This is a genomic window from Paraburkholderia panacisoli, assembly GCF_008369935.1.
Taxonomy (GTDB): Bacteria; Pseudomonadota; Gammaproteobacteria; order Burkholderiales; family Burkholderiaceae; genus Paraburkholderia; species Paraburkholderia panacisoli.
In genome coordinates this window covers 138,058-150,826 of sequence record NZ_VTUZ01000003.1, presented here as the reverse complement: position 1 = coordinate 150,826, position 12,769 = coordinate 138,058, and the positions used below count along the sequence as shown (strand labels likewise).

The 12,769-nt window shown below is 62.3% G+C and carries 10 protein-coding genes and 1 pseudogene; 9 read left to right on the top strand and 2 right to left on the bottom strand.

The genetic code is table 11. The annotated features are described in order from the left end of the window. Positions 1 to 80: 80 nt before the first annotated feature. Entirely contained in the window at positions 81 to 770 is a 690-nt protein-coding gene (locus tag FVF58_RS05465) for a hydrolase (protein ID WP_149668885.1), read from the bottom strand. 384 nt (positions 771 to 1,154) lie between these two features. After that, on the bottom strand, positions 1,155 to 2,075 hold the full coding sequence (locus FVF58_RS05460; RefSeq protein ID WP_149668884.1) for a LysR family transcriptional regulator: 921 nt from the start codon (positions 2,073 to 2,075) through the stop codon (positions 1,155 to 1,157). 119 nt (positions 2,076 to 2,194) lie between these two features. On the opposite strand from FVF58_RS05460, the gene FVF58_RS05455 reads away from it, so the two are divergent. From FVF58_RS05455 to FVF58_RS52515, 9 genes and pseudogenes are all read left to right on the top strand, one after another. After that, positions 2,195 to 2,848 (top strand): DsbA family oxidoreductase, encoded by a 654-nt coding sequence (locus FVF58_RS05455; protein WP_149668883.1) that lies wholly within the window; start codon positions 2,195 to 2,197, stop codon positions 2,846 to 2,848. Beyond that, positions 2,845 to 3,993: an FAD binding domain-containing protein gene (locus FVF58_RS05450; protein WP_149668882.1), complete on the top strand. Its 1,149-nt coding sequence runs from the start codon at positions 2,845 to 2,847 to the stop codon at positions 3,991 to 3,993. Before FVF58_RS05455 ends, FVF58_RS05450 begins: the two co-directional genes overlap by 4 nt. Positions 3,994 to 4,053: 60 nt before the next feature. Next, positions 4,054 to 5,268, top strand: a complete 1,215-nt coding sequence (locus FVF58_RS05445; RefSeq protein ID WP_149668881.1) for an MFS transporter — start codon at positions 4,054 to 4,056, stop codon at positions 5,266 to 5,268. A 150-nt stretch (positions 5,269 to 5,418) separates the two neighbouring features. Further along, positions 5,419 to 6,504 (top strand): alkene reductase, encoded by a 1,086-nt coding sequence (locus FVF58_RS05440; RefSeq protein ID WP_149668880.1) that lies wholly within the window; start codon positions 5,419 to 5,421, stop codon positions 6,502 to 6,504. A gap of 126 nt (positions 6,505 to 6,630) precedes the next feature. Next, positions 6,631 to 7,920 (top strand): c-type cytochrome, encoded by a 1,290-nt coding sequence (locus tag FVF58_RS05435; RefSeq protein WP_149668879.1) that lies wholly within the window; start codon positions 6,631 to 6,633, stop codon positions 7,918 to 7,920. Further along, the gene (locus tag FVF58_RS05430; protein ID WP_149668878.1) at positions 7,917 to 8,429 is read left to right on the top strand and encodes a (2Fe-2S)-binding protein; all 513 of its coding nucleotides are present in this window, start codon (positions 7,917 to 7,919) and stop codon (positions 8,427 to 8,429) included. Before FVF58_RS05435 ends, FVF58_RS05430 begins: the two co-directional genes overlap by 4 nt. Beyond that, the gene (locus tag FVF58_RS05425) at positions 8,426 to 10,690 is read left to right on the top strand and encodes a xanthine dehydrogenase family protein molybdopterin-binding subunit (RefSeq protein ID WP_149668877.1); all 2,265 of its coding nucleotides are present in this window, start codon (positions 8,426 to 8,428) and stop codon (positions 10,688 to 10,690) included. Before FVF58_RS05430 ends, FVF58_RS05425 begins: the two co-directional genes overlap by 4 nt. A gap of 26 nt (positions 10,691 to 10,716) precedes the next feature. Further along, positions 10,717 to 11,850: an FAD binding domain-containing protein gene (locus FVF58_RS05420; protein WP_149668876.1), complete on the top strand. Its 1,134-nt coding sequence runs from the start codon at positions 10,717 to 10,719 to the stop codon at positions 11,848 to 11,850. 69 nt (positions 11,851 to 11,919) lie between these two features. Continuing rightward, positions 11,920 to 12,063: pseudogene (locus FVF58_RS52515) on the top strand (alpha/beta fold hydrolase); the annotation flags it as partial. Positions 12,064 to 12,769 lie beyond the last annotated feature (706 nt).

Genomic DNA, 12,769 nt, shown 5'->3' with positions numbered 1-12,769 from the left:
CGGTGGCGGCTCGATAGACCCGAAGTTGACGCGACCCGCACCGTGTTCGAGCCGCCCGCCGGACGATGTCGCGCGGATGTTTACTTCTTGGCAGGCACCGGCGCCAGAACCTCGTGAGAGCCCGCCGCGCGCTGGGGAGCCTTGTGCACCATGGTGTACGCATAGTCCACACCCATTCCATACGCACCCGAATGCTCTTTGACAATCGCCATGACCGCGTCGTAAGTCTCCTTGCGCGCCCAATCGCGCTGCCATTCGAGCAGCACCTGTTGCCAGGTCACCGGAACCACGCCGGCCTGAATCATGCGCTGCATCGAGTAGTCATGCGCCTCCTTCGACGTGCCGCCAGACGCATCGGCGACCATATAAATTTCGTAGTCGCCTTCGTCCATCGCGCATAGCGAAAACGTGTTGTTGCACACCTCTGTCCACAGACCCGCCACCACCACCTTTTTTCGGCCATTTGCTGCAAGCGAGTCACGAACCTTCTGGTCATCCCACGAATTCATGGACGAGCGTTCGAGCACTTTGTGGCCCGGAAACACGTCCAGCAACTCGGGGTACGTATATCCGGAGAAACTTTCGGATTCCACTGTCGTGATCGTGGTAGGAATGTTGAACACCCGCGCTGCCTTCGCGAGTCCTACTACATTGTTCTTGAGTACCTGACGGTCGATGGACTGGACCCCAAAAGCCATTTGCGGCTGGTGGTCGATGAAGATGATCTGCGAATTTGCGGGTGTCAGGACTTCGAGTTTCGGATTTGCCATGGCTTTGTACGTCCTAAGAATTTAGTGAACACGGGAAGACATGCCGCACTCGCCTGAAGTGCGAGAAAAACTGAGGCCCAGTCTATCGACGGCGTTTCACCGAGTCCTTGGCAAAGCCCTTAATAATTCTTAAAAAAAATTCTGGAAAAAGAATCGCGATCATCGCGGCCCGGTCTTTCTTTATTTCCGGTTCAGAACATTTCATATTTTTCTGCGGGACTTTACGTGTGCTGCATTCCTACAATGCAAGCTGCCGGACTCCGGGAACTCACGCAAAGGATTCGCCAGGAACTCGCTGTGCGGCGTGGTTCCTGTTTGAATCGGGACGTCACGCATAACGCCGGGTGATGTGAAGACGCTTGCAACGCGTGAGCACGCCGTGGCTCATCCTTCCAGCGAAATTTTCAGCCGCGCTTCGAGAAACTGCACGAGCGCGCGCACTTTGCTGGAGTGGCGGCGGTTGGGCAAATACGCTGCGTAGACGACTGCATCGCCGTTCTGCGGACTCGCATCGAAGCTCTCGAACAAGCGCATCAGGCGCCCCGCGCGAATCTCAGCCGCGACCTGCCATTCAGGCAACAGCGCGATGCCACGTCCTGCCATGACGGCTTCCAGCAGCATGTCGAGGTTGTTGGAAAGCAGATGACCCCGCACTTCGACCCGCTCCTCTGCGGCCTCCGCGCGAAAGGTCCAGACCTGGCGTGTGCGATGGCCGCCGCCATACGCGAAGCGCACGCATTCGTGCGCTTCGAGTGCCTGCGGCGTTTGCGGCGTGCCGCTGCGTTCGAGGTAGTCGTGGCTCGCCACGACACAGCGCGGATTGTCTGCCAGCTTTCTGACGATCAGATTGGCGTCGCGGTCGGGCAGACCGATTCGTATCGCGACATCGATTCTTTCGAGCGCGAGATCGGCGAAGTGATCGGCGACGACGACGTCGAGAAACACACGCGGATTGTCGGACATAAAAGCCGCGAGGTGCGGCGCGAGCTGCAGGCGGCTATAGGTGGACGGCACTGCGATGCGCAGCGAGCCGACCGGCGACGCACCGCTGTCGAACACGCTCTCATCCGCTTCGGCCAGGTCGTCCAGCACCTTGCTGACCTGTTCGACGTAGGCAATGCCGGCGTCCGTGAGACTGACCTTTCTCGGTGTGCGAGTCAGCAGCGCGGTACCCAACGAGGCCTCCAGCGAGTCCATCAATCGCGTGACCGACGAGGTGGCCACACCCAGACGTTGAGCAGCCTTGGAAAAACCACCTGCGTCGGCCACTTCCAGCAACGTAGTCAGGGCGAGGAGCTTATCCATGTTATGGCCTCATTGACGGGTTGGTTGCGTTGAACGCAACGCGAGATTGCATTTTAGACCGATTCAATAAATTTTCCGCAACAGATAAGCTGCATGCATTACCTAATGAGGGGTGCAACATGCAAGCCATTCAGGTTGAGATCCACTACGACTTCATTTGTCCGTGGTGCTGGATCGGCCAACGGAACCTCGCTGCGGCGCTCATCGAATCCGGCGTCCGCCAGGCTGTTTCGATCCGCTACGTGCCGTTCGAGTTGAATCCGTCGATGCCCGTCGAAGGCATGGACCGACGCAGCTATCGAACCCGCAAATTCGGCAGTTGGGCGCGTTCGCAAGGCATGGACGCGCAGGTCGCGGCCGCCGGTCTGACGGCCGGTGCGCAGTTCCACTACGACAGGATGCTGCGCACACCGAATACGCGTCTCGCGCATCGCCTGATGCAGTTCGCCCAAAGCCGTAGCGAACCGCAAAGGACTGCCGCGCTCTATCACGCCATCTACGCCGCCTACTTCTCGGAAGGCCGCGACATAGGTGCGCTCGACACGCTGGTCGCTATCGCCACCGAACATGCTTTCGATGCGCACGGAGTGCGCGCCTATCTGCTCTCCACCTCCGGCAATGAGGAAATCGACGCGGCGCGTCGTCGGGCGGACCAGCTCGGCATTCACTCGGTTCCCACCATCACGATTGCCGGCGAGGTCATTAGCGGCGCCCAGCCGCCCAGCGTCTTTGTCAACGCGCTGCATTCAGCCGCGCAGCGGAGCGCAGCATGAAATCACGCGAGAGACAGCGTGCCGTCGTGATCGGCGGCTCGCTCGGCGGACTGCTCTCGGCCACCACCTTGCGGGCGGCCGGTTGGGACGTCGACATGTTCGAAACCTCGTCGAATCAGCTCGAAAGCCGCGGCGGCGGTATCGTCCTTCAACCGGATGTGCTGGATGCGCTTCACTTCGCCGGTGTCGCGTTGCCCGATCCTCCAGGTGTGGCGTCGGGCGAGCGCATCTATCTGGACCGTGAAGACAATCGCGTCGAACAGCTGTTCATGCCGCAGATGCAGACCTCATGGAGCCTGCTGTACCGGGCCATGAGAAATGCGCTGCCCGCGGAATCGATGCACATGGGCGAGACCTTTGTCGATTTCCGGATGGAGGGCGAGCAAATCGTCGCGCAGTTCGAAAGCGGCCGCAACGAGCGGGCCGATCTGCTGATCGGCGCCGACGGCATACGCTCGACGCTCAGGCGGTGCCTGCTGCCCGAGATCGTGCCGGCCTACGCAGGCTATGTGGCGTGGCGCGGACTCGTTGCCGAACCCGATCTGCCGCTGCGTGCCGCCCACACGCTGCGTGACCGGTTCACGTTTCAGCAAGGCCATGAGCACTCGGCGCTCGCCTATCTGATTCCAGGAGAAGACGACTCGACCATGGTCGGCGAGCGCCGCTGGAACTGGGTGTGGTACCGCAAGTACAGCGGAGAGAAACTCGACAAGCTGCTGATCGACCGTCACGGCGTCGCGCGTCCGTTCTCGTTGCCGCCGGGCACGACCAAGGGCGCCGACGTCAGGCAGCTTCGAGACGACGCGAAAACGCTGCTGGCGCCGACGTTTCGCGCTCTGGTCGATGCGACCGAAGAACCGTTTATGCAGCCGATCGTCGACCTGCGAGCACCGGCGATGGTGTTCGGCAGAGCCGTGCTGATCGGCGACGCGGCAGCGGTTGCGCGGCCGCACACGGCGGGCAGCACTGCGAAGGCCGCGGCCAATGCGCATGCCCTCGCACTTGCGCTGTCTTCGACGTGGCGGGCCGGCTCGACCATCGATTCGGTACTCAAGCGCTGGGAAAACCAGCAATTGCAGCGCGGCAAGCTGATGACCGATCTGGGCGTTTCGCTAGGCAACCGGCTGATGAGCATTGCCCGCTGAATCCGCGGTTGAGTCTGCATTCGAACCCACATTTTCCATTGTTCATTTCAGGGAGTTGCCATGTCAACCCAAGCACCCGTCACGGCCGGCAGCGCGAGTCAGGTCAAACTGACACGCAGCCTGGTCGCGCTGTTCGCATTCTGTTGCGGCGCGATCGTCGCCAATCTCTACTATGCGCAACCGATCACAGAATTGATCGCACCGGACATTCACATGTCCGGTGGCACCGCCAGCCTCATCGTCTCGCTCACGCAGATCGGCTACGCATTCGGCCTGTTCTTTCTCGTGCCGCTCGGCGACCTGCTGGAAAACCGCAAACTGATGATCACCACCGCGCTGGTGTCGATCGTGAGCCTGGGCACCGCCGCGTTCACTCATCAGCCCGGCTGGTTCCTCACGATCTCGCTGCTGGTCGGATTCAGCTCCGTGGCCGTGCAAATTCTGATCCCGCTCGCCGCTCATCTCGCGCCGGACGAATCGCGCGGCAAGGTGGTCGGTACCATCATGAGCGGCCTGCTGCTCGGCATCCTGTTGTCGCGCCCCATCTCCAGCGTGGTGGCCGGACACTTCGGCTGGCGCGCCGTGTTCGGCTCCGCGGCCGTATTGATGGCCGTCGTCACCAGCGTGCTCGCGCTGACCATTCCGCAGCGGCAACCGGATCACAAGGCCACCTACTTCCAGCTGATCGGCTCGCTCGGCCACCTGATTCGCACCATGCCGGTTCTGCGTCACCGGTCGCTGTATCAGGCGCTGATGTTCGCTTCGTTCAGCCTCTTCTGGACTACGATCCCCGTCGAATTGAGCCGGCAATTCGGGCTCTCGCAAACCGCCATCGGCATCTTCGCTCTGGTCGGGGCGATCGGCGCGACCTCCGCGCCGTTGGCGGGGCGTCTCGCCGATGCGGGCCATACAGTGCGCGCAACGCTGATTGCCCTCGTCGTGGGCGCGCTCGCCTACACGCCTGCCTTGATCCATCCGGCGTGGGGCGTGCCGGGGCTGGTCGCGACCGGCATCATCCTGGATTTCGCCGTGCAGATGAACATGGTGCTGGGGCAACGCGAGATCTATGCATTGCATGCAGCGAGCAGGAACCGCCTCAACGCGTTGTATATGACCAGCATCTTCGTCGGCGGCGCCTTCGGCTCGGCACTCGCCAGCCCGCTCTACGAACACGGTGGCTGGCCGCTGGTCGCCGCGGTCGCAACGGCTTTCCCGCTGGTCGCGCTGATCCATTACCTGACGATCGGGCGTCCGTTGGCCGCCCGCCGCGCCTGACCCATCAGTGCACCATGGAAGGCCGGACGGAACACTGGCCGGTTTAACAACGTTTCAGCGCGGCTTAAGGAAATCCATTAACGCCGGCGATACCCTACCTTTAACAGTTGCAGATCTAAACGACGCTCAGTCGTTTGCAAAGGAACCACCATGTCACCTCTTCTTGGCAACTATGACCTGCACGGGCTGCGTCTGCCGAATCGCGTCGTGATGGCGCCGATGACCCGCTCGCGCGCCCCGCTGCGTGGTTCACCGACGGATGTGATGGCGCAGTATTATGCGCAGCGCGCGTCGGCGGGACTGATCATCACCGAGGCCACCAATGTCAGCCATGCCTCGGCTGCTTTCGAGCTCACGCCGGGGATCATCACGGCCGAGCAGATCGCCGGATGGCGCAACATCACGGATCAGGTGCATGCAGCCGGTGGTCGTATCTTCATGCAACTGTGGCATGGCGGACGCGTCAGTTCGTTCGCACTACTCGGCGGCGACGCGCCGCTTTCGCCGTCGGGCGTGAATGACGATCTCGAACAGTTGCAAGTGTGGGCGCAGTTGCAAAACGGCCAGTACACCAAGATCCATGCAACGCCGTCGCGCGCGATGTCGCTCGACGAAGTGAAGCTCACCATCGGCGAATTCAGGCAAGGCGCGATCAACGCGATCGCCGCTGGATTCGACGGTGTCGAAGTCCACGCGGCGAATGGCTACCTGCCGCATCAATTCCTCTCGTCGACCACCAATACCCGCGACGACAGGTACGGCGGTTCGATTGCAAAGCGCGCCAACTTCCTCCGTGACATTCTCACCGAGATCGGCTCGTCGGTCGCGCTCGATCGGGTCGGCGTACGCATCTCGCCGTACGCGCACTACAACAACGTGCGCGATGCCGACCCGGACGGCACCTACGACTACGTCGGCAAGATGCTCGACGAATTCGGGGTCGCATACGTTCACGCGGCGGACACGAACGGCTGGAGCGGCGCACCTGATTTGCCGCGCATTCTCGAACGCGTCCGCAAGGTTTTCTCAGGCACCTTGATGGTCAATGGCGGCATTTCCATCGATCAGGCCAATGCATTGATCCACGACGGCGAAGCCGACCTGGTCGCGTTCGCTCGCGCTTATATCGCCAACCCCGACCTCGTCGAACGCATTGCGACCCACGCACCGTTGGCGAGCCCCAAGCCGACCGGCTGGTACGGCGGCGAGGAGGCCGGCTATATCGACTACCCATGAGACGGCAGCGCCGGCCAGAACGTGCAAACAGGCGTCGCACTGGCATGACGACGCGTCTCGCGAGCCGCACACACGGCGTGGCGCGCAGCGATTCTTCGGTCCAAGACTTCTGTGACAGGTGCGTGAATGACTCGCAAGCCTAGATTGCTCGCAGTGGGAGGCGTGGTTATCCTGGCCGCGCTGATCGTCGCCGCGTTGCTGATGTGGAAGCCCGCCATCGCGCCGATCAGTCCTCCCGCGGCGGCGTCGTTCGACATGCAGACGAAGCTCGCGGGCGCACGGGTCGTCGCGCTAGGCGACTGCATCGTCTGCCACACTGCCAAGGGCGGCCAGCCGTTCGCCGGCGGCTTGCCGCTTGCCACACCGTTCGGGACCATCTATGCAACCAATATCACGCCCGACGTCAAGACGGGCATCGGCAGCTGGTCGCTGGAAGCGTTCACGCGAGCGGTCCGCTACGGTGTCGCCCGCGACGGACACCTGCTGTATCCGGCGTTTCCGTATATTCACTTCACGCGCATGTCCGATCGCGACATCTCGGCCGCATACGCGTATCTGATGACACGCGAGCCGGTCAACGCGACTACGCCTGCGAACGAGCTGATCTTTCCGCTGAGCTTCCGGCCCTTGCTGGCCTTCTGGAACGTGTTGTTCCTGCACCCCGGCGAGCAACCGCCGAACGCCGCCCAAGACGTCGGGTGGAACCACGGGAAGCGATTGGTCGATGGGCTCGGTCACTGCGCATCGTGTCATTCGCCGCTCAACGCGATCGGTGGCGAAAAGTCGGGGCATGCATTTGACGGCGGTATCGTCGACGGCTGGGAAGCACCTGCGCTGAATGCGCTCGGCTCGGCGCCGAAACCGTGGACCCAGGAGCAGCTCGTCATGTATTTGCGCAGCGGCCGCGCCAGCGAACACGGCGCCGCCGCTGGTCCGATGCTGCCTGTCACGCGCGATCTCGCCACCGTGCCCGAAGAAGACGTGCAGGCGATTGCCGCGTACATCCTGTCGATTCAGAAGCCGCAACCGGCCGTCATCAGCGTGTCCGCCGTCGCCGCGGTTCGCGACAGCACGTCGCCAGCAGCGCAGCGCGGTGCGATCCTGTTCGCCGCCTCATGCGCGCAATGCCACGGCCCCGCCGCCCCGATGCAATCGATCGGCGAGCGCCCCACGCTCGCGTTCAGTACCGCGGTCAACGCAGCGACGCCGCGCAACGCCGTACAGATGATGCTCAGCGGCAACGGCTGGCACGGCGAGGACAGCATGAATTACATGCCGGCCTTCGGCGAAATCTATAGCAACCAGCAGATCGCCGATCTGGCGTCCTACGTGCGCGAGACCTATTCGCAGCGCGGTCCGTGGCAGAACGTCGAAGACACCGTGGCAAAAGTCAGACAGGAGAACCGGGCGCGATGATCACCCTTACCGTCAATGGCGTACAACAGGCACTCGATATCGATCCTTCGACGCCGCTGCTCTATGCGCTGCGCAACGACTTGCATCTGCACGGCGCAAAGTTCGGCTGCGGGCTCGGACAATGCGGGGCGTGCACGGTGATTGTCGGCGATCAGGCCACCTTCTCGTGCCTGATTCCCGTGGCCTCGATCGGCAACCGCCCCGTGCGCACGATCGAGAGCCTCGGCACGGCCGAGCATCCCGGAGCGCTGCAGAAGTCCTTCATCAAGCACCAGGCCGCGCAGTGCGGTTACTGCATCGCGGGCATGATCATGCGCGCGCAAGCGCTGCTCGACCGCAATCCCCGGCCGACCGAGCGCGAACTGCGCGAGCATATGGAACCGAACCTGTGCCGCTGCGGCACCCATATGCGCATCCTCGCCGCGATCCGCGAGGTCGCGCACCTGCCGGCAAACGACGCTGCGCCAGCGCAACCTCAAAGCGCGGCGAGCCAAGGAGGCACGCAATGAGCGACCAAACCGCGGATATCGACAAGGGACGCCGCCGCTTCCTGACTTCCGGCGCGCTCGTCGTGAGCTTCAGCTTGTTCCCCGCCATCAAGGCGATGGCCCAGCAGGTGATCGCGGATGAAGGCGCCGCCGTACACGTGGCCAAAGCGACCGAGGCGCTCGCGGGCAGCCTGAAGACCAATCCGTTTCTCGACGCATGGATCAAGATCGATCCGGCGGGCAAGGTGACCGTCTACACCGGCAAGGTCGAACTGGGTACCGGCGTGCGCACCGCGCTGCTGCAAATCGCGGCTGAAGAACTGGCCATGGCGCCCTCGCTGATCACGTTTCTGACCGCCGACACGGGCGCCTCGCCAGACGAAGGACTCACGGCGGGCAGCCACACGATGGCTGACAGCGGCAGCGCGTTGCTAAACGCCGCCGCCCAGGTGCGGGGCCTGCTCGTCGACGCCGCGGCCGAACGCTTCGGTGTCAGCAGCAGCGCGTTGAGCGTGCACGACGCGATCATCAAGGCACCCGACGGACGCACGATGACTTACGGCGAAGCAGTGGGCGCGGTCGATCTGCATCGCATGGCCACGCCAGCATCGCCGCTGAAAGACCCGGCGACCTTCGTAACGATCGGCACGTCGTTGCCGCGACTGGACATTCCGGCCAAGGTGACGGGCGGCCCGAGCTATGTTCAGGACATGTTCATGCCGGACATGCTGCATGCGCGCGTGGTGCTGCCGCCGGTCTACGAGGCGAGGCTGATGCAAACCAATACGTCCGATATTCTGGAGATGCCGGGCGTCGTCAAGGTGATCAGGAACGGCAGCATGCTGGCCGTCGTCGCAAAAAACGAATGGCAAGCCGTGCAGGCACAACGCGCGCTGGCCGCAGGATGCCAGTGGAGCGCCGGACGTGCGCTGCCCGACCCCGCTGCCGTGCACCGCGATCTGCAGCAGATCGCCACCGAACACATCGAGATTGCGAACACTCACAATGCAGCCGGCACGGCGCTGAAGACCTTAAGCGCAACCTACACCAAACGCTATATGCTGCACGGCTCGATCGGCCCTTCCTGCTCGGTCGCGCAGTTCAAGGACGGCACCATGACCGTCTGGACTCACTCGCAAGGCGTCTATCCGCTACGCGATGCGCTCGCCGAAATGCTGTCGCTGCAAAAGGACAAGGTGCGCTGCATTCACGTGGAAGGATCGGGATGCTACGGCCACAATGGTGCGGACGACGCCGCCGCGCATGCCGCATTGATCGCCCACGAGATGGCGGGCCAGCCGGTTCGCGTGCAATGGACGCGCGAACAGGAGCATACGTGGGACCACTACACGCCCGCGATGGTCACCGAAGTGAAGGCTTCGCTCGACGCGACCGGCAGCATCGTCGACTGGAACTACGCGCTGTGGAGCAGTTCGCACAACGAGCGGATCGTGAATGCCGGCCGGCTCATGCCGGCGCAATTGCTGGAGAAACCATTCGTGCCGGCGCCGTCGGCGCCGATGGTTCAGCCCGAAGGCGGCGGCGACCGCAACGCGATCCCGCTGTACGCGTTGCCGAACATGCACGTGATGAACAACTTCTCGCCGACCATGCCCTTGCACACGTCGGCGATGCGCTCACTCGGCGCGCATATGAACGTCTTCTCGATCGAGAGCTTCATGGATGAGTTGAGCGCCGCCGCCGGCGCCGATCCGGTCGCATTCCGGCTCAAGCATATGCAGGATCCGCGCGCCCGCGACGTCATCCGGCTCGCCGCGGAGAAGTTCGGCTGGCCGCGCGCGCCGCGCAAGACGAATCACGGCGTCGGCTTCGCGTTCGGCAAGTACAAGAACCTGATGGCCTATGTTGCGATCGCCGTCGAGATTTCCGTGGTGCGCGAGACCGGCCAGGTCATTCTCGAACGCGCCGAAGTCGCGGTGGACTCCGGGCAGATCGTCAACCCCGATGGCATCCGCAATCAGATCGAAGGCGGCGTGATTCAATCGGCAAGCTGGACGCTTTATGAGGAGTTAAAGTTCGATACCGCGAGAATCCGGAGCTTCGATTGGAGCAGTTACCCGATTTTGCGGTTCTCCGCTGTTCCTCGCAGTTTGAACGTCCATCTGATCAATCGCCCGGGTGCGCCATTCCTCGGCGCCGCGGAAGCATCGATGGGACCGACCGCAGGCGCGCTCGGCAATGCCTTGTTCGATGCCACCGGAAAGCGCCTGCGCGATATGCCATTAGGCGGCGACAATCTGCGCCGGCAGAGCGACGCATAGAGGTTCCACATGGAGTCGGCGACAATATGAAAATTGCCATTGCGGGCGGTTCGATAGCAGGACTTGCATGCGCGTTGACGCTGACGTGCACGGGCCACGACGTGCATGTCTACGAGCGCTCGGCCACGCCGCTGCGGGGCCGCGGCGGCGGCGTCGTGGTGCTCCGGCAGATGCTGCGCTTTCTCGAACAGCACGGCCAGCGAACACGCTCAATGCTTGCGGTGCCCACACACCGGCGACGCTGGATCGATATGGACGGCCACGTGATTCGCGACGACCCTGAACTGCTGCCGTTTTCATCGTGGGACGCTGTCTACCGGTCGCTGTGCAGTATGTTGCCACCCGGCGCGATTCACTATGGGCACCATGTTGCGAGCGTGGCCGAAGACGCGGACGGCGTCGACATCCGCTTCGACGTCGGTTCCTCAGCGGTTCGCGCCGACGTGCTGATCGCCGCCGACGGCACCGGCTCGCGGCTTCGCTCACTATTGTTTCCCGGTAGCGCCTCGTCGTACGCGGGTTACATCGCGTGGCGCGGCGTGGTCGACGAAAACGCCTTCAAACGTGACCATGTCGCGGATCTGATCGAGAACATGACGCTCCACCGTTCGGATGCCGAACTATTCATGACGTTTCTGATTCCTGCGCTAGACGGCTCACTCGAATCCGGCACGCGCCGGTTCAATTGGCTCTGGTACAGGAACGAACCTGACGAGTCGTCGACCGACTCGTTTCTGACGGGCCGCGACGGCAGGCGTCACCATGTATCGGTCGCGCCTGGCGAGCTGTCCGAGCCGTCGCTTGCATACTTGCATCGAGCGGCGCTAGAGAGACTTCCACGCATAGTGTCGCAACTCGTCACCGCGACGCCCGCTCCCTTCCTGCAATCCATCTCCGACGCATTGAGCCCGTCTTTCGCCAAAGGGCGCATCGCGCTGGTAGGCGACGCCGCCTGCACACTGCGGCCTCACACGGGTTCGGGCACCTCGAAAGCCGCCGACGATGCCGTGAGCCTCGCTCAAGCACTGGCCACCCCTGCCCCAGACGTCGTGACGGCGCTCGACGACTGGGCGGCCAGGCGTCGTAGCGCGGTCGAACCGCTGCTTCTCAAGGGTCCGCGGCTTGCCCAATCGTTCGGGCTCGGCTACCCGTCACATTGACCGCTTCGGGCCGCCCATGCATCCGGCGACCCGAGCGTTATCTCTCCAGCCCGGCTTCAAACCAGCTCAAGAATCCTGCACGGCGACGACGACCAGATCGTTCCCATCGACGCCTCAGCGCCCCTGTCGGCCAAACTGGCGAAGAACGCCACGTTGAAGGTCGATCCGGGTGCGCCTCATGGCAGGTGCACCCTCTCGATCTGCCGCAGGTGAGCGCGCGGGCGGCGCTTAGCCGCTCATTTCGCAATGGACGAGACCGGGAAATGAAAACCTGTTCGGCTACTCCCGGAATAGCCGCTTCCAGCCTCGAATGCATTTATCGTTTATTCGTCACGCCAATATCTCGACGCGAGAATAAAGACATTTCCCGAATTTCTGATGATTTCGTTCAGAGAAAAACCCGCTTTGCAAGTTGCGGCGTTCGCATGCTCATTGCGACCACGCTGCCAAGGTTAGCGAGGGTCACGACGCGGCTGAACGGGCTCATAGATTAACAATCCCTAAAGTTTCTCCAAAGATAAATAATGCTTTCTTAATGCATGTATTCCTCACACCGCCACGGCAACGGCGGCGAGCACTAATCTGAGCGCCGCACTTCCCGTCTTTTGAGCCTCACAGGGAATCCGGCGAGCATCCCCAAGGCACCTGCACATGCTCTTCGAAAGCCCGCGCAAGGCTTCCAGCCGTAGATCCGCGTGTAGTTTTTTTCGTGCTGGATAGGGAATACCCCCCTTTCCCGTTAATCCAGCAAATCAAGGTAAACCTTTATATTAGGTTTCCCGAATGCAAACCATAAAATGTTTTAACTTTTACTTATTGCTGATCTCGCGCAGCATCTCCTCTCACACGCAGCACGTGCAGCAACTTCCACTCAGCTGTAGTGCGAACAACGAGTAACAGTTTTCGTTAGTGCAGTTCC